Source organism: Arenibacter palladensis (assembly GCF_900129275.1).
GTDB lineage: Bacteria > Bacteroidota > Bacteroidia > Flavobacteriales > Flavobacteriaceae > Arenibacter > Arenibacter palladensis.
The window spans coordinates 1-18,683 of the sequence record NZ_FQUX01000015.1; the positions used below are offsets into that span (position 1 = coordinate 1).

An 18,683-nucleotide genomic window follows, 5' to 3' on the forward strand; every position below is an offset into this window, starting at 1 on the left:
AAGAGGAGCTCCGGCGCAGCCATATCACCCCATCGATGACCGATGGATATGACTGCTACCAGAATGCACTGGCCGAGCGGATCAATGGGATATTGAAAGGGGAATTCTTAATATATAAATGTAACAACGGTAAAGATTTAAAGCAACTCATTGTAGATTCCATCAATACATACAACAACAGAAGACCACATTTGAGCCTTAATTATAAAACACCTAATTTTATACATAACAAAAAACCTGTGAAGTTAAATTCACAGGTCTAATATATATTCTTTAAAAACCGTCAACCTATTTTAGGACGACTCATTTTAAAGTATTCGATTTAAGCCAACATGGTAACCGGATTCTCCAAATACGCTCTAAGTGTTTGCAAAAATTGAGCTCCAGTAGCACCATCCACCGTTCGGTGATCGCAAGCCAATGTTACCTTCATGGTATTGCCAACCACGATCTGGCCATTTCTAACCACTGGCTTTTGGACAATGGCTCCTACAGATAATATTGCAGAATTGGGCTGGTTTATGATAGAGGTAAATTCGGTAATACCAAACATCCCTAAATTGGAAACGGTAAAAGTACTGCCTTCCATTTCCGCAGGACTAATTTTCTTATTTCTTGCCTTGCCTGCCAAATCCTTCACTGAAGCCCCAATTTGGGTCAGTGTCATCTGGTCTGCAAATTTAAGAACAGGAACCAAAAGTCCGTCTTCAACTGCAACCGCTACCCCTATATGTACATGTTGATTATAACGAGTAGTCTCATTGTTCCATGAGGTATTTACCTGTGGATGCTTTTTTAACGCCATAGCACACGCCTTAACCACCATATCATTAAAGGACACCTTGGTATCTGGCAAACCATTGATCTGCTCTCTTGAGGTCTTGGCATAATCCATATCGACCTCTATGGTTAAATAGTAATGTGGAGCGGAAAACTTTGATTCTCCCAAACGTTTGGCAATAACCTTACGCATTTGAGAATTCTTCACTTCCTCAGTCCCTTCTTGCCCTACCGGTAAATTGATTGGAGCCGCAACAGCCGCTTGTGGGGAGGAAGCCTTTTCCTGGGCAGGAATTGCTTTCTCGGCAGCTTTTTGTTTTGGCTGATATTCTTCGATATCTTTCTTTATAATCCTTCCCTGATCACCACTACCTTTAACATCCTCAAGATTTATTCCCTTATCCTGGGCAATTTTCTTGGCCAATGGCGATGCAAAAATCCTTTGGCCATCATTGGCAGCAATAGGTGCAGATTCCTGACCATTACTGGAAGAAGCTTCAGCCTTCTTGGCTTCTGCAGGTGCACTTTCTTCTTCAGAATCGGAACCTGATCCCGCACTCAATACAGCATCAACATCCGTCCCATTGGGACCTATAACGGCAAGAACAGAATCTACAGGTGCAGTTTCCCCTTCATTGATTCCTACGTACAACAGGGTACCCGAATAGAAAGATTCAAACTCCATTGTAGCCTTATCGGTCTCAATTTCTGCAAGAATGTCTCCTTCTTCAACTTCATCCCCAACTTTTTTCAACCATGTTGCCACGGTACCTTCTTCCATAGTATCACTAAGGCGAGGCATTTTTACAATCTCCACACCTTCAGGAATAGCAGTTGCCGTAGTTTTAGGAGCTTCCTTCTTATCTTCCTTCTCGGCTACAGCTTCTGTTTGTTTTTCCTCTTTGTCATCCGAAGATGCACTATTGATCAATCCGGATACATCTTCGCCCTTTTCACCAATTATGGCCAAAAGTGAATCTACTGGAGCCGTATCACCTTCTTTAATACCTATATATAATAAAGTTCCTTCATTGAAAGATTCGAACTCCATTGTAGCCTTGTCGGTTTCGATTTCTGCCAATATATCACCTTCTTCGATCTTGTCGCCTACTTTCTTTAGCCACTTAGCAACGGTCCCCTCTTCCATGGTATCGCTAAGTCTTGGCATATTTATTACTTCTGCCATTTACTTATATTTTATGTTGTACAAATGGATAATCCTCTTGATCGTATACCATATCATATAATTGATTTATAGGTGGATAATCCGATTCCTCTGCAAATTTTTCGCACTCAGAAACCAACTTTTTAACCCTAGTATCTATCTCCTTTATCTGAGCGTCAGTGGCATATTTGTTTTCCTTTATAGTAGCCAATACTTGGGATATTGGATCTATTTTCTTGTACTCTTCCACCTCTTCCTTGGTTCTGTAATGCTGGGCATCTGACATGGAGTGTCCTCTGTACCTATAGGTCTTCATTTCAAGAAAAGTAGGTCCGCCTCCAGACCTGGCACGCTCAATAGCCTTGCTCATTTCCTTGGCAACCGTCACCGGATCCATTCCATCTACTGGTCCACATGGCATTTCGTATCCCAATCCCAGTTTCCAGATTTCGGTTGAATGGGACGTTCTAGCTACAGATGTTCCCATGGCATAACCATTGTTCTCACAAACAAAAACAACTGGCAACTGCCAAAGCATGGCCAAGTTAAAACTTTCATGAAGCGATCCCTGTCTTACTGCCCCATCTCCCATATAACACAAGGTTACGGCATCCCTTTTAAAATACTTATCAGCAAAAGCCAATCCAGCACCCAATGGGATCTGACCACCAACTATACCATGGCCACCATAGAAACGATGTTCTTTGGAAAAAATATGCATGGATCCACCCATTCCTTTGGAAGTTCCCGTGACTTTACCATAAAGTTCCGCCATCACCTTTTTGGGATCAACACCCATACCTATTGGCTGAACGTGATTCCTATAAGCGGTAATCATTCTATCCTTGGTAAGGTCCATTGCATGCAATGCACCTGCAAGAACAGCTTCCTGTCCATTGTAAAGATGTAAAAATCCACGAACTTTTTGTTGAATATAGACTGCAGCAAGTTTATCTTCAAACTTTCTCCAGAACAGCATGTCCTCATACCATTTAAGGTAGACCTCTTTGGTTATTTTTTCCATTAATTGATAATTTATGTAGTAATTCGCTTTAATCAAAAACAAGTTTATGACCAAAACGGAAAACAAAAATACATATATAAATCAATAGGAAAAAAAATTAAATCAAAAGCTTCGCATAAAGCTATTATATAAAACAAAATAAGGAATAGTTGAGAAATACCTAAAATTTAAAGGCCATACTTCTTTTCCTATTCAAGAAATGTACTGTTAAAAGCCAAAGGAAGTATGTCGGCCACAGAATTACATTTTAAGATCTCTCCTGTTTCCCCAGACATAATTATTGATATAGGCCTCATTTGTCTTATTTCATATTCCGAAATGGACTGCCGACAATTACCACAAGGGGCAGCAGGTTTATTAACTACAAAATTTTTAGAAGTGGCGCTTATGGCAATGGCTTTGACACCTACACCAGGAAATTTTGCGGATGCGTAAAATATAGCCACTCTCTCCGCGCACAGACCAGAAGGATATGAGGCATTTTCCTGATTGTTGCCAATTACAATTTCATCATTATCCAACAATACCGCAGCTCCAACATTAAATTTGGAATAAGGGGAATAAGCGTTCTGCCTAGCCTTTACCGCTTCACGCATTAAAACTTGGTCCTCCTGTTCCAGTTCATCCACAGATTCATAGACCATTAGATCAAATACCACCCTACGTAGTTTCATAGCCAATTTGCATTAAACAAGTTTGTAAAAATAAACAAAACCTGCTTGTTGGCAGGTTTTGTTTATAAGCTATATATTTTTTTGGCACATTAATCATTTAAAAATTCTTCTCCCAGATTGAATGTCAGCGAAAACCTAAGTGTATTCTCCAAAGGATTTCTGACCTGGGAAGTGGAGAACAAATAAGACAGGTCTACTTGAGCGGATTTAAATCTAAAACCGGCACCCAAAGTGAAAAATTTTCTCGACCCTTTTAAATCGCTCTCATTAAAATATCCAGTTCTTAACATAAATGCATTTTGGTAGGTATATTCAGCACCAAGTGCCCATGTAAATTCTTTCAACTCCTCACTAAAGCCATCGGGTGCATCGCCAAATGATTTAAAAACGCCTTCAAAAAATGTAGTTTGCTGATATTCGTCATTATCTGTCCCGTCAATAACCCCGTCATCGTTATAATCTTGTGGTGTAGGAACCAATAATTTATTAAATTCAGTTGTAAGTCCAAGCACATTATCCTGGTCCAAAATTAAATCAAAACCTAGACCCGCTTTCAAATTGGTAGGAAGAAAATTTTCTTGTCCCGCATCATCATACTTTAGTTTACTTCCTAAATTTGAAATGTTGAAACCGGCCCTCCAACGACCATCAAAACTATTATAAGCAATTTCCCTAGAACGATAGAACCCCGAGACATCCACAGCAAATGAACTTGCCGCCTTGGAATCCTCGCTGCCGTTATCAGGCAATTTTAAATTAGAGCTAATAAACCTACCAGCAACAGCCATGGAAAAGGTTTCGCTTAACTTTAAAGAATAGGAACCATCAAATGCCAACTCGTTGGGTTTGGCCAATCTTGCCTGATCCCCGGCGAATTGCCTAAGTTCAATTTCTCCCAAGGTAAAGTACCTTAAACTTAAGGCGAAGGCACTTCTATCATTGATTTTCTTGTGAAAATTTGCACTTAACAGGGCTATATCGGTAATTATACTCTCCAAATACGGTGTATAACTAAGTCCTATTCCCATTTCCCTTTCGGCAAAGGCAAATTTTGCCGGATTCCACTGTTGCGAGAAAGCATCGGTAGAGGTGGCAACCCCCATATCCCCCATACCTGATGCCCTAGCATCTGCGGCAATGGTTAAAAAAGGAACAGCAGTGGTAATCACCCTATCTTCCTGAGCAGCAACTTTAAACACCAAGAAAAGCAAGAAAAGTATTGATAATTTTTTCATTTTAACTTGTTATAATTAAGATTTGGTTTCTATAGTTATCCAAAAGAACCCAAATGATAGATATCTCGGTTCATTATAGTCAAACGTCCATTTTCCAAATATCTTATATGTACCATAAAAAAATTGAGCATTTAAGTGCTTTTTACAATCAAGATATAATATAATAGGAATAATCCATTGCTTAAATTGTTTCATAGTAATTGAATTTACTTGTTATTTTACAAAGAATTATCAACTATCCATACTATATTAAATTTTAAGTCGTTATTCATGTTAAGCGATGCTCTTTGCATGTTAAATAAATCATCAATTTTTTTCATTTAACAAAATATTATGCCTTAATCATCGTTCTAAATGCCGAAAGCGACACAAAATATTAATAAAATATGAATCGCAAACTCCTTTAAATAGAAGTTTGTCCTTTGAACTCAAGTCCTAATTATGAAAAAACAATTCATCAAAGTTGTACTCTCTTGCGCTATTATAGCTGGTGGTTTTTCAAGCTGTAAAAACTCATCATCCTCTAAAAATGTCTCAAGGGCTACGGGCTGGAATATTAACGCCAAGGAAGGTGGATTTCAGTACAATTCAGACTTTAAAGAGCAGGAAACTGCACCAGGTTTAGTATTTGTAGAGGGAGGAACCTTTACAAAAGGTCAGGTTCAGGATGATGTGATGCACGAATGGAACAACACCCCTACCTCACAGCACGTGCAGTCTTTTTATATGGATGAGACCGAAGTTACCAATGTTATGTATTTGGAATATTTGGATTATCTGAAAAGCGTATATCCTCCAGAAAATCCTAAATATGTACACATATACACTGGTGCATTACCAGATACCTTGGTATGGAGAAACAGGTTGGGATTCAACGAAACTATGACCAATAATTATCTACGCCACCCGGCTTATGCCGAATATCCCGTAGTTGGTGTAAACTGGATCCAAGCGACCCAATTTGCAGAATGGAGGACAGACCGTGTGAATGAAGTAATGCTGGAAAGAGAAGGCTATCTTTCAGAAGATGCCAAATACAAAGTAATTAATGGCGAGGCAGAAGGTGGTTTTAGCACGGAAGCCTATTTAAACAGACCGGAATCCGTATACAATGGACAGATAGACTCTCTACAAGGGAAAAAGAAAAGAGATTCAGTTTCCGTCTTTGCCAAAAGGAGCTCCGGGGTTATTTTACCGGAATATAGATTACCTACTGAGACGGAATGGGAATATGCAGCCCAAGCACAGATTGGAAGCAGGGAATACAATAACTATAGAGGTAGAAAAAAATATCCTTGGGAAGGAGATTATACCAGAAATGGACAAAGGGTTGGTAGAGGAGATCAATTGGCCAACTTCAAACAAGGAAAAGGAGATTACGGCGGAATTGCAGGATGGTCCGATGACGGCGCCGATATTACCGCGGAAGTTAAATCTTACAAGCCCAATGATTTTGGATTGTATGATATGGCAGGAAACGTGGCCGAATGGGTTGCGGATGTCTACAGACCTATAGTAGACGACGAAGTAAGTGACTTCAACTATTTCCGAGGAAACGTTTATATGAAAACAGCCATTGGAAAAGACGGAAAAGTAAATGTAATTCGCGACTCCATTGTGTACGACACCTTGCCAAACGGTAAAGTAGTAGCGGTAAATTTACCAGGTGAGATTAAAATGGTACCGGTAGATGAGGAAGAAACCTTCTTAAGGACCAACTTCTCTTCCAGTGACAACCGTGGATACAGGGACGGTGAACCAGGGTCTACCAGATTTTATGATAGGTTTAGCGATGAGGACGAGGATGAAACAAATAAAAAGAAAATGTATGATTCTCCTGTCAGCAAGGTACAGGTAGACTCTACAGGAAATATCATCAGAGCTTATGACAAATCCAATAACAGAACTTCCTTGATCAATGATGAAGTAAGAGTCTTCAAAGGAGGTTCATGGAGAGATAGGGCCTATTGGTTAGACCCTGCACAAAGAAGATATCTACCACAGTATATGTCAACAGATTACATTGGATTTAGATGTGCCATGTCTAGAGTAGGTTCCAAATCCAAAACAAAAAACAAAACCCCTAGAGGCAAGAAAGCCAAATAGGCATAGCAAATAATTATATGAAGAAGCCCTTTTTAAAAAGGGCTTTTTTTATATCTTAGTTTTATGACAATAGAACATTTGCACCAACTCTTTTTAGAGTTTCCCCTAGTTTGTACAGACACTAGAAAAATAAGCCCTAATTGTATATTTTTTGCCTTAAAGGGAGATAATTTTAATGGCAACACTTATGCCGCACAAGCTCTTGAGAAGGGCTCATCTTACGCCATTGTTGACGAAGAGGAATTTGCAGGCCACGACAAGGCCATATTGGTAAATAATGTACTCAATACACTCCAAGAACTTTCCCGATTTCACAGGAATTATTGCAAAGCAAAGGTAATTGGCCTTACTGGAAGTAATGGCAAAACCACTACAAAAGAACTTATTACCGCTGTTCTATCAAGAAAATACAAAACTATTGCTACAAAGGGCAATTTAAACAATCATATAGGTGTCCCATTAACACTACTTTCCATTACCCCGGATACGGAAATGGCCATCGTTGAGATGGGTGCCAACCACCTTAAGGAAATAGAGTTCCTTTGTAAGTTGGCCATGCCCGATTTTGGATATATTACCAATTTTGGCAAAGCACATTTGGAGGGTTTTGGAAGTGAGGAAGGAGTAATAAAAGGCAAAAGCGAGCTGTACGACTATTTAACCAGCCACGATAAATCCATTTTTTTTAACGCGGACGACCCTATTCAAAAAGAAAAACTATCTAACGTCATCAAGAAATTTGGGTATAGCCAAAACAATAGTGAATTCTTTCGAATAAAACTTGTTGGCGCTGATCCTTTTGTTAAAATTTCTGTAGATGATATCCAAATTACAACCCAATTGGTGGGCAGCTATAATTTCACGAATTGCTGTGCCGCAATATTAATTGGAAAATATTTTAATGTTGAGTTAGACGAAATAAAAAGAGGAATTGAAAATTACATTCCCCAAAACAATCGTTCACAAATAATCAAAAAAAATGGCCACCATATAATTCTGGACGCCTATAATGCCAACCCTACTAGTATGAAGGCCGCCTTGGAAAACTTTCAGCAATTAAAGGCCGATTATAAGATTGCATTCTTGGGAGACATGTTCGAATTAGGAAAAACGGCAGAAAATGAACATCAGGAAATATCCAATATAGCCACCAATATGCAATTTGATCAAGTGTTTTTAATTGGGGAAAACTTTTTCAAGACAAAAAGTGACTTAAGTAAATTCAAGTCATTTGACCATCTTAGGGAAACACTTAATAACAAAACCTTGAAAAATGCCACAATCTTGATAAAAGGATCCCGTGGCATGGCATTGGAAAGAATACTCGATTTATTATAACCTTTAAAAATTAGGTTTTTGTGGGACATACTGGATTCGAACCAGTGACCTCTGCCCTGTCAAGGCAGCGCTCTAAACCAACTGAGCTAATACCCCATTCTCTGTAACAACAGAAAAAATAGTCCGCCAAAATTACACCAATTTTAAGAGTTTAAAACAACCTAGGAAAGTTTTTTTCAATAATTTGATCCTTTGGTATTCAAAATCCATTTCTCAACTATTGAAACAAAGGCAATAGGCTTCCACTTCACAACTATTCCGCAACACCTTATTAAAGAATAAAATCAACCCCTAATAAATTTGAATGGAATCCATTACTTTCTACTTTACTTTATTTCGATTTCCCAAACCTGAATACCTCTGAAGGGGTTCTGGCCCTTTCCAAAATACTTTCCATTTCAGCAACCACCTCTGGAAAATCGGAGGCCACATTATTGGCCTCTCCTGTGTCCTGGGACAAATCATATAGCTCTATCCGGGCATCCGGATTCTGTAGAACATTGTACTTCACCGCCTTCCAGTCCCCCATTCTAACTGCTTGCCTCCCCCCTTTTTCGTGAAACTCCCAATACAAATACTTGTGTTCCTTTTGTTCCGTGGAATTACCTAGCAAGGTGGGCAATAGGGAAATCCCATCCAAACCTGGGGTCTCCTTTACCCCCGCAATTTCCGCCAAAGTGGGAAAGACATCCCAAAATGCCGAAACGTGGCCCGTAACGGTTCCCGGTTTAATCTTATTGGGCCATTTAACCATCATAGGGACACGAATACCACCTTCGTACAAATCCCTTTTATATCCCTTTAACATACCATTGCTATCAAAATAATCCGGATCTGCCCCACCCTCTAAATGTGGACCATTATCCGACGTAAAAATTATGATAGTATTGTCCGCTATTCCCAAATCGTTTACCTTCTGAACAATTTCACCTACCTGTTCGTCCAAGATACTCACCATGGCCGCAAAGGCAGCATGACTTTCTGTTTGGGAACCATACCCCCCTATTTTATACTTAGGGCCTTCATCTATTCCCTTATATACTTTTTCTGGCCAATACTTTCCTCTAAATCTGTTCAGCACCTCCTCTGGGGCCACCAACTCTGCATGTGGAATTATCGATGGTACATAAGCAAAAAATGGTCTATCCTTATTCTCCTCTATAAACTGTAATGTCTTTTCATGAATAAGACTAGGAGCATAAATACCTTTTTTGGTACCGGAATTCTGTGGTAGCACTATAGAGTCTTGATTGGACCACAAATGATAGGGATAATAATTATGCCCTATCGTTTGACAATTGTATCCATAAAAAGTATCAAATCCTTGGTTATTGGGATCACCTTCCGACCCTGGATAGCCCAACCCCCATTTTCCAAAAGCACCGGTGCTATAACCAGCTTTCTTTAAAACTTCCGCAATGGTAAGGGTGCTATCGGGAATAGGAAATTGACCTTCGGGCTTAATGCCATAATTCCCCCTAACCACCGTATGCCCAGTATGCATACCAGTCATAAGCGCCGATCTGGACGGAGCACAAACAGTACTCCCGGAGTAATGCTGAGTAAAAAGCATTCCCTGGGCGGCCAATTTATCAATATGGGGAGTTTGAAATTTTTTTTGACCATAAACACTCAGATCCCCATACCCCAAATCATCGGCAAGAATATAAATAATATTTGGCGGGCCAATTGTTTTTGAAACTTGCGCAGAACCTACAACAGAAGATTTCTTTTCCATTTTACATGAAGTGAATCCCATTGCAGCAATTATCATCAATCCAAAAACAACTTTAAAATCCATTACCCATTTATTTATGATAAACATACGGAGAATTATAATAAGTCACGCTTGGAAATATTAAAAACCAATAAACACAATCCCCATTGACATCATCTTCAGTTTGTAGCCGTTAGTTCAGCTTCAAAAGGAACGGTAAATTTAAGATCATGAAACCAATACACCGAGGAAATCACCTCTATGACCATGGATTTATCTCCTAGCGACTCCCTATTATACTGCCAAATTATATCCTTTGCATCCGGAAAAGCTTGGCCTTCCAATTGTTCCGAAAACAACCTATTCAATAAAGTGTTCTTAGGCATACCCGCGACTAAAAGTCTAATGATCGATGCCTCAAAATCGGACTTAAACACAGACATATCTTCCTTTTTGGCAGCTTCCAACTCCAGTTTAAATCTTAGGGCCTCCGGCTGGGGAAATTTGCCATTAAAGGCTTGAAACAATAATTGTCCTGCATTAAAAAATTGTTCGTGCAATGATAAATCCGCATACTCCTCCCACATTTTTTCATGAAGCATTTCATGTGATAGATTGGCAATCTGACTGCTACTCAAATTATCTTTGAACAAATACTTTAAAACAATTTCCGCTGCTTCCGAGGGCTCAAAATCTGTTAAGGACAACATACACATTTCCTTTAATTCTGAAGACGGAATAGTGGCCGTATCCCCAAATTCCATAATCTCCAAAAGTTCCACATAATTGTCATTATCCCAGGAATTGGGCAATTCACGAATGGTTTCAAACTTTTTTAGTTCAATTCTGTATTTCATAATTATGGATTTTATTATTGCCGGTGCAACCCAAGTTACGCAAATAGAGGATTATGTTGTTAAATTTAATCCCTTGAATTTACCATCTACAATATAATTCCAGTTCAAAATAAAAATCAGTGAAATTTAAAGTAAATTTACCACTATCACATACTTAAGAAACACCAATAAATAGTAGTCCTTTTGAAATTTTATATCCTCATTTTAATCAGTCTTATCAATTGCCCCAACCTCTTTGCACAGAAACAAAATACCAAAATAGTGTTTGTTATTGTTGATGGTATCTCTGCAGACGTATTGGAAAAATTGGAAACACCCCAGCTCGATGCCATAGCTATAAAAGGTGGTTATACCCGTGCCTATGTTGGAGGTGAAAAAAATGGCTATTCAGAAACTCCTACCATTTCCGCAGTTGGATACAACAGTCTTTTGACCGGTACCTGGGCCAACAAACACAATGTATGGGGCAATAGTATAAAAGATCCCAATTACAACTATTGGACAGTTTTCAGATATGCCAAAGAAAATAGGCCGGAATTGAAAACAGCTATTTTCTCAACGTGGTTGGACAATAGGACAAAATTAGTTGGGGAGGGTCTTCCCCAAACCAATTTCCTAAAATTAAATTATCATTTTGACGGCCTTGAGTTAGATACCGTAAATTTTCCACATGACGAAGACCGACTTTACATTCATAAAATAGACGAATTGGTAGTAGATGAAGCCTCCAAGTATATAAAGGATGAAAGTCCGGACCTTTCATGGGTGTACCTTGAATATACCGATGACATGGGACATCGATATGGAGATAGCGAGGAATTTCATAATGCCATTGCCATAATGGATAAACAAATTGGACGCATATACAAAGCAATGGAGTTCAGAAGAAAAGTACATGGCGAGAATTGGCAGATATTCATCACTACAGATCATGGCAGGGACATGGAAACTGGCAAAGGACACGGAGGGCAATCAGACCGGGAACGCCTAACTTGGATCGTAACCGATGCCGATGACCTAAATGACTATTTTATGAGCGAAACCCCAGGTATAGTGGATATCTTACCAGCAATGCTCAGAAGTTTGGAAATCTCCCCTGAGCGCAACAGGGTGTTTGAAATTGATGGGGTTCCCATTACCGGACCGCTTTCCGTGAGTGATTTAAAGGCAAATATTCAAGGCCAAAATTTATTCCTTAACTGGAAAACTTACAATAAGGATAAAAAGCTCAAAATTTACCTAAGTACGGAGAATGGTTTTAAAAATGGAATTTATGACCATTACATACTGATCAAAAAAGTAAAGGGGAACAGTAATAGCACCAAAATAGATGTAAGCAAATATCCTTCCCGTTTTTATAAAATTGTGATAGAAGGAAAGCACAATTCTTCCAATACTTGGTTGGTATCTCAATAAATTCGTCGCTTGTACCGTGTTCAATTGGACCATCACTGGAATGATGGCGAAAACTTTGGAGCATCCAATTTCTTTAAAACCGATTGTGCAGAAAATCCTACCATTTATACATTTCCAGATTATACAATAGTTTATACTCCCTATCTTTATTAAAAATTAAAACGATATGCTAGCCGAAGCTTCATATTAAATAATTTTTAAATTAAACTGGATCACACATCCAGAACTTAGACTGTTTTTTTTTAGAATAATTATATAACCTATTGAAATAATTATATAACATTTTGCTTCCCCTATTTTCGACATTTGTATAACACCCAAAAATCAATTATCATGTCACAGATCATAAGCATTATACTCGTATTAAATCTTTGTTTTGCAGGGGGCACCATTTTCGTAATCCTTCATGGAATGTATATTTCGAAAAAAACACGGGCACTGGATATGGATTCCATTCAGAATTTGGAAAAGAGAAATATTAGCGATGGCTCAAAAAGTCAATTTTAAACTTATACAGCTAAAAACTCTAAGCCTTCATACATAGGATATACTTTGGGGGCACCCAAATGAAAATCCGAAGTTTAAATACAGGCATATTTCCATCCTAAACACCCTGTTATCCCAATATGCCTTCAGGCCTAGGAATACCGATTTGGAACACGGGGTAATATTTGTTTATTTTAAATTATACATAACTTCCAAAATCTATAGTACCCTGCCCATTAGAATCTTTAATGTGTAGTGCCAGCTTATCCATACCATTTTACCAATAATAGCCTTTCTTAGCTAAACTCAAATTCAAATCCTTCACTCCCATTAATCTGGTTTGCAAAACTTGTACGTACAAGTAAAATCATTATATTTACTAAGTCACATTTTCAATGACCGTTTGTTGCTATCTTCCAGGTTATGACATTTTGTTGCCTAAAAACAACATCTTAATAATACACTAGGAGATTCCATATAGGTAAATTGAAATAAAATACACCAATATGAAAATAGCCATGTTAGGATCGGGATTTATTGCTCGATTTTATGCCGAATCCCTACATTCCCAAAGACGAAAAGATCATTTGGTCATGGTCTATTCACGCAATGAAGAAAACGCCAAAAGATTTGCAGGGGATTATAACTTGCCGCACTACACGACGTTTATGGAAGAAGCCATAGCACATCCTGATGTTGAAATAGTCCTCATATCCCTGCCAAATCATCTTCATGAAATAGCTGTTGGCGTATGTGCCAAATTTAAAAAACATGTAATCTGCACCAAACCCTTAGGGCGTACTGCCAAAGAGGCCAAGCGCATGCTGGACCAAGTAGAGAAAGCCGGGATTTTTGGGGGTTATTTGGAAGACCTATGCTACACCCCAAAATTCTTAAAATCTATGGCAAGCATTAAGCGTGGTGAAATTGGCAATGTACTTTGGACAAAGTCAAGGGAAGCCCACCCCGGCCCACATAGCGATTGGTTTTGGGATAAGGAAAAATCCGGCGGTGGTGCCATCATTGATCTGGGATGCCACTGTGTAGAAATTGGCCGCAATTTTATTGGCAAAAACATAAAACCTTTGGAAGTCATGTGTTGGGCGGACACTCAAGTACATCCAATAGAAGCCGAAGACCATGCCATTGGGCTGGTAAAATATGCCAACGGAGCCATTGGGCAGTTTGAAGTAAGCTGGACTTTCCGTGGGGGAATGGACCTCAGGGACGAGGTCATGGGCACCGAAGGCACTATTTGGATCAATAGCTTTTTACGTACCGGCTTCGAAATGTTCACCACCGGAAAAGGGGGCGATGGATATGTTGCAGAAAAAGCTGAATCCAATACAGGCTGGCTATTTCCGGTAGGAGACGAAGCTCATGAACTAGGTTACCCCCATATGTTTACCGATATGTTTAATGCCATAGAAGAAAATAGGCAACCTCTTGAAACATTTTATGATGGTTATGTGGTAAATGCCATATTGGACGCCGCCTATAAATCTGCCGAAAGTAAATTATGGGAGCCGGTTATATTAGAGGATTGGCGGGGAGATGAACCCGAAGAACATCAAAAAAAATGGAATTCCCATGACGAAGACCATTACCTAATAAAAGAGGAAATCTTACCCAACGGAGACACCAAATTGATATTAAGACACAAACAAACAGGCGTGGTTACGCAAAAAGTAACCCATGGCAAAGAATAAGTGCCTATTGGCATAAGTCAACCATAATGAAGCCTATTAACAAAGCAATTACAGCCTTCATAAACGCCTATTTGAATGATACATTGGCAATTTAAAAATAAGTGACCAACGGTAAATAAGCACCAATAAACAAAAGAGCACCTTAAAACGCACTATGGACTTTAAGAACACCACATACATAATAATGGGCGGTACAACAGGGATGGGTCTGGCTGCTGCCATCGCCCTAAAGTCGAAAGGAGCCAACTTAATGGTGGTTGGAAGAAACCCTTCCAATTGTAAAAAAGCGGAAGAAATCTTAGGTCCGGACAGCATTAGCATGGACGGTGATGCCACCAACCCAAAGACCATTAAAAAGGCTATTCAAAAAACACATGAGACTTTTGGATATATTACTGGATTATTTCACGTTGCTGGCGGAAGTGGTCGTAAGTGGGGTGACGGAGCATTGGATCAAATAACATTGGAAGGATGGAACAAAACCATGGAACTTAACCTGACTTCCCTAATGTTATCCAATCAGGGCATAATAAATTATTTTCTTGAACACAAAACCCCAGGAACCATTTTGAATATGGGATCGGTGTTGGGCTACTCCCCTTCCCCAAAATATTTCACCACCCATGCCTACGCTGCAGCCAAATCGGCCATAATAGGTTTTTCCAAATCGATTGCCGCCTATTACGCGACCCACAATATAAAAATTAACGTCATTGCTCCCAGTCTGTTTGTTACCCCCATGGCCCAAAGGGCGGTAAAAGATGATAAAATATTAGAATTCCTCAAAACCAAACAACCCTTGGACGGAGGGCGGCCAGGGGTTTCCGAGGACATTAATAATGCTGTATTAATGTTCTTACACCCCAATTCCAATTTCATAACCGGACAAGTTTTGGCCGTAGATGGAGGTTGGAGCATTAGTGAGGGACAATACGGTTAAAAATATAGGAAGGAGTTCAATTAAAGAATACAAAAGCGTAATTTAAACTATGAGCGTAACAAAAAAATATCTAGCAAAGGGAACTGAAATCATATCCATTGTGGCAGAACAGGAATCGAATATACAAGAAGTAGCCCAAATTTTTGCCCAGTCCATACTGAGCGGACGCATGGTACACCTTTTTGGATCTGGCCACAGCCGTATGATGGTGGAAGAAATGTGGCCCAGATACGGGTCCTTTCCTGGATTCAACCCCATTGTGGAACTTTCATTGTCCTTTCACAATTTGGTAGTCGGGGCCAACGGGCAACGTCAAGCCATGTTTCTTGAGAATGTATCCGGATTGGCAGCTAGAATTCTAAGGAATTTTGATACTAGTCCACAAGATACGGCCTTGGTAATATCTTCCAGTGGTTGCAATGTAGTGCCAATAGAAATGGCAGAAGAATTTCAAAAAAGAAATATAAAAGTGGTCGCCTTGGTAAGCAAGCTTCATCTGGAAGGAAGTACTTCTAAAAAATCGGATGGTAAAAAATTAACTGATTTTGCCGATTTTGTACTGGATACTGGGGCGCCGTTGGGTGATGCCATGATCTATTTGGACGGCTTGGATTCTCCAGTGGCGCCAGGCTCCACCTTGGGCGGGGTACTACTTATAAATTGCATAAAAGCCGAGTTGGCCAAAATCTTGCATGAGAATGGCAAATCCCCAAAAGTATTGAGCAGTGGCAAAATCGTAGGAGAAAAACGAGCGGTAGATCTTTTCGAATCCGCCTATGATGAACATGCCCACCTGATGGCCAAATTATATCAAAATGTAGGGAATAAATAGGATGAAAACTGATGTTACAATACCTATATCCGAAATTTGCCCTAAGATTCCCAATTTTGGAATTTAACTATTTTTCAACATGAACTTTTCTACTGTAATTACTAAATCGTTTCAAACAGACATCCTCATTATCGGGAGTGGCAGCGCAGGTTCCACGGCAGCAATTGCAGCTTCAGATGGAAGGCACAAAGTTACCATAGTGGAGCGGTATGGTTTTCCGGGTGGTACCTCAACCCAGATGCTGGATACGTTTTACGGTTTTTTCACCCCGTCGGATTCTCCAAAAAAAATTGTAGGTGGTATTCCCGATAGAATCGTTAACGCCTTAAACCATTCCGGTGATATTTTTCTAAGGCCAAATACCTATGGTGCCGGCACAGGCGTTAATTACAATCCTGAAAAGCTAAAACTTGTTTGGGACAGTCTTTTACAGGAAAGTGGAGTTCAAATTTTGTATCATTCCACACTTGTTGGAGTGGAAAAAGTGGGGGAAACATCAACTTGTATATTTTTTAATAAGGGCTATGGTTTTTATTCCATAATAGCTAAAAGAGTAATAGATGCATCGGGTGATGCGGACTATTGTCATTGGGCAGGCATTAAATATGAGCGAGCTGGCGAGAAGGAAGCAGCCCAGAGCATGACCACTACCTTCCGCATGGCCAACGTAGAACAGCAGGAATATGAAGCTGCAGGAGGAAAAAAAATGTTGAAAGAGAAGATGGCTGAAGCCTATGAAAAAGGAACTTATGGTCTACCAAGAAAAGAAGGCTCTGCACATGAAATGTGTCAGCCCAAATGTATTTCCACCGTGGCGGTAAAAGTGGTGGATTTAGACCCTTTGGATGTGGAGGGAATTACAAAGGCGGAAATAGAAGGTCGCCGACAATCCTTTATTTTTGAAGATTTTTTTAGAGCAGAAGTACCTGGATATCAAAATGCCAAGATAATAGGGCTCTCCCATCAAATTGGAGTGCGGGAGACGAGCAGGGTATATGGCGAATATCGCCTTACAAAAGAAGATTGTATGAACGCCATGACCTTCGAGGACCAAATTTTTCTGTGTGGCGCCCCAATAGAAGACCATCGCAAATCGGACAAGGGAGATTCGGAAACTTTTTGGCAATATGTCCCGAAAGGAGGAGCTTACGGGGTTCCCTATGGCACAATTGTACCCAAAGAAAGCCAAAATACTTGGGTGATAGGACGATGCTTCTCCGCAACTCACGATGCACATGCTTCCTGCCGATCCATGGCTCAGACCATGAGTATGGGGCAGGCTGCAGGTCTGGCAGCCAAGATCTCTTTGGACACAGATCAAAATGCAAAAAATATCGATTTCAACAAACTACAAAATGCTTTATTCGCAGTTGGTGCAATTTTAGAGATGCCCCAGAAAATAGCAGATACATCCAGGAACGGATGGGAAAATAATAAATAAGATATGTCTCAAGAATTCTTTAGAACTATATTGGGCGACAGGCCAACTTCAGGAATGGGCCTCACCTATTCCCATGAACACATTATTATAGAAGATAGTTATGTAACAGCCGCACACCCTGAATTTTTACTAAACGATATAAATAAAATTTCAGAGGAGCTAATAAACTTTTATAAGGAAGGAGGCAGAACGGTGGTAGATACCATGCCGGCCAATTGTGGCCGCAATGTATTTAAATCAGCGGAGGTAAGCCGCCGTAGTGGTGTCAATATAATTGTCCCAACTGGAATACATCTGGAAATGTACTATCCAGAAAATCATTGGAGATATAGCTATACCGAAGATCAGTTGACTGAACTTTTTATCGCTGATATTGAAAATGGCATTGATCAATTCGATTATTCCGGACCTTATGTACAGCGGACAATCCATAAAGCAGGACTAATAAAATTGGCTACAGGAAACGAACGCATAGATAAACATCAGGAAAAAATCTTCAGGGCTGTGGTGAATGCACATCTGGAAACCGGTGCACCAATCTTAACCCATACCAATTTTGGAAAACAGGCCTTGGAACAAGCCCAACTGTTCAAAAATTTGGGAGCAAACTTGGAACATGTGGTGCTTTCCCATGTGGACCGGGCCAAAGAAATAAACTACAACAAAGCAGTATTGGATATGGGAGTCAGGGTGGAATACGACAGCACCTTCCGCTGGAAAAAAGCAGAACCTAATTATACTCTAATCCTTTTGGAAAATCTTCTCCCCCATTATCCAGATCAAATTACCCTGGGAATGGATATGGCAAAAAATGCCTATTGGAAAAGTTATGGAGGCGGCCCAGGCTTAAATTTCCTTTTAGAAACCATTCCCCAATTCTTAGCATCCAAGGGGCTTGAAGAGCATTATAAAAATATCTTTTTTGACAATCCTAAAAAATTGTATGCCTTTTCCAAATCATAA

16 protein-coding genes and 1 tRNA gene are annotated in these 18,683 nt (G+C 39.6%); 10 read left to right on the forward strand and 7 right to left on the reverse strand.

What is annotated here, in order from left to right:
• Positions 1 to 263: integrase core domain-containing protein (locus tag BUA60_RS22280; protein ID WP_143153262.1), on the forward strand; the 263-nt coding region annotated here is incomplete at its 5' end.
• Positions 264 to 322: 59 nt separating this feature from the next.
• On the opposite strand, the gene BUA60_RS22285 is transcribed toward BUA60_RS22280, so the two are convergent.
• From BUA60_RS22285 to porV, 4 genes are all read right to left on the reverse strand, one after another.
• On the reverse strand, positions 323 to 1,966 hold the full coding sequence (locus tag BUA60_RS22285; protein WP_072865718.1) for a pyruvate dehydrogenase complex dihydrolipoamide acetyltransferase: 1,644 nt from the start codon (positions 1,964 to 1,966) through the stop codon (positions 323 to 325).
• A gap of 4 nt (positions 1,967 to 1,970) precedes the next feature.
• Entirely contained in the window at positions 1,971 to 2,969 is a 999-nt protein-coding gene (gene pdhA / locus BUA60_RS22290; RefSeq protein WP_072865720.1) for a pyruvate dehydrogenase (acetyl-transferring) E1 component subunit alpha, read from the reverse strand.
• A 188-nt stretch (positions 2,970 to 3,157) separates the two neighbouring features.
• Positions 3,158 to 3,643 (reverse strand): cytidine deaminase, encoded by a 486-nt coding sequence (gene cdd, locus BUA60_RS22295; RefSeq protein ID WP_072865722.1) that lies wholly within the window; start codon positions 3,641 to 3,643, stop codon positions 3,158 to 3,160.
• 89 nt (positions 3,644 to 3,732) lie between these two features.
• Entirely contained in the window at positions 3,733 to 4,878 is a 1,146-nt protein-coding gene (porV, locus tag BUA60_RS22300; RefSeq protein WP_072865724.1) for a type IX secretion system outer membrane channel protein PorV, read from the reverse strand.
• A 441-nt stretch (positions 4,879 to 5,319) separates the two neighbouring features.
• Here porV and gldJ point away from each other — a divergent pair, with 441 nt between their 5' ends.
• Both gldJ and BUA60_RS22315 read left to right on the forward strand, forming a co-directional pair.
• Positions 5,320 to 6,984 (forward strand): gliding motility lipoprotein GldJ, encoded by a 1,665-nt coding sequence (gldJ, locus tag BUA60_RS22310; protein WP_072865728.1) that lies wholly within the window; start codon positions 5,320 to 5,322, stop codon positions 6,982 to 6,984.
• Between the two features lie 63 nt (positions 6,985 to 7,047).
• Complete coding sequence (locus BUA60_RS22315; RefSeq protein WP_072865730.1) at positions 7,048 to 8,322, forward strand: UDP-N-acetylmuramoyl-tripeptide--D-alanyl-D-alanine ligase; 1,275 nt, start codon at positions 7,048 to 7,050, stop codon at positions 8,320 to 8,322.
• Positions 8,323 to 8,343: 21 nt separating this feature from the next.
• Here the strand turns inward: BUA60_RS22315 and BUA60_RS22320 are convergent.
• The 3 genes from BUA60_RS22320 to BUA60_RS22330 form a co-directional block, all read right to left on the reverse strand.
• Positions 8,344 to 8,418, reverse strand: a tRNA-Val gene (locus tag BUA60_RS22320).
• Between the two features lie 235 nt (positions 8,419 to 8,653).
• A complete protein-coding gene (locus BUA60_RS22325) occupies positions 8,654 to 10,123 on the reverse strand; it encodes an arylsulfatase (RefSeq protein WP_072865772.1) in 1,470 nt (489 codons plus the stop codon).
• A gap of 95 nt (positions 10,124 to 10,218) precedes the next feature.
• Entirely contained in the window at positions 10,219 to 10,896 is a 678-nt protein-coding gene (locus tag BUA60_RS22330) for a hypothetical protein (protein WP_084532731.1), read from the reverse strand.
• A 183-nt stretch (positions 10,897 to 11,079) separates the two neighbouring features.
• On the opposite strand from BUA60_RS22330, the gene BUA60_RS22335 reads away from it, so the two are divergent.
• From BUA60_RS22335 to BUA60_RS22360, 7 genes are all read left to right on the forward strand, one after another.
• Complete coding sequence (locus tag BUA60_RS22335) at positions 11,080 to 12,312, forward strand: alkaline phosphatase family protein (RefSeq protein ID WP_072865733.1); 1,233 nt, start codon at positions 11,080 to 11,082, stop codon at positions 12,310 to 12,312.
• A gap of 333 nt (positions 12,313 to 12,645) precedes the next feature.
• Positions 12,646 to 12,819, forward strand: coding sequence for a hypothetical protein (locus BUA60_RS23140; RefSeq protein ID WP_178347054.1), 174 nt, complete (start codon positions 12,646 to 12,648; stop codon positions 12,817 to 12,819).
• A gap of 485 nt (positions 12,820 to 13,304) precedes the next feature.
• Positions 13,305 to 14,507: a Gfo/Idh/MocA family protein gene (locus BUA60_RS22340; RefSeq protein ID WP_072865735.1), complete on the forward strand. Its 1,203-nt coding sequence runs from the start codon at positions 13,305 to 13,307 to the stop codon at positions 14,505 to 14,507.
• 154 nt (positions 14,508 to 14,661) lie between these two features.
• A complete protein-coding gene (locus BUA60_RS22345) occupies positions 14,662 to 15,447 on the forward strand; it encodes an SDR family NAD(P)-dependent oxidoreductase (protein WP_072865737.1) in 786 nt (261 codons plus the stop codon).
• A 49-nt stretch (positions 15,448 to 15,496) separates the two neighbouring features.
• Entirely contained in the window at positions 15,497 to 16,279 is a 783-nt protein-coding gene (locus tag BUA60_RS22350) for a sugar isomerase domain-containing protein (RefSeq protein ID WP_072865739.1), read from the forward strand.
• A gap of 79 nt (positions 16,280 to 16,358) precedes the next feature.
• Positions 16,359 to 17,720, forward strand: a complete 1,362-nt coding sequence (locus BUA60_RS22355; protein WP_072865741.1) for an FAD-dependent oxidoreductase — start codon at positions 16,359 to 16,361, stop codon at positions 17,718 to 17,720.
• A 3-nt stretch (positions 17,721 to 17,723) separates the two neighbouring features.
• Complete coding sequence (locus tag BUA60_RS22360) at positions 17,724 to 18,683, forward strand: phosphotriesterase family protein (protein WP_072865743.1); 960 nt, start codon at positions 17,724 to 17,726, stop codon at positions 18,681 to 18,683.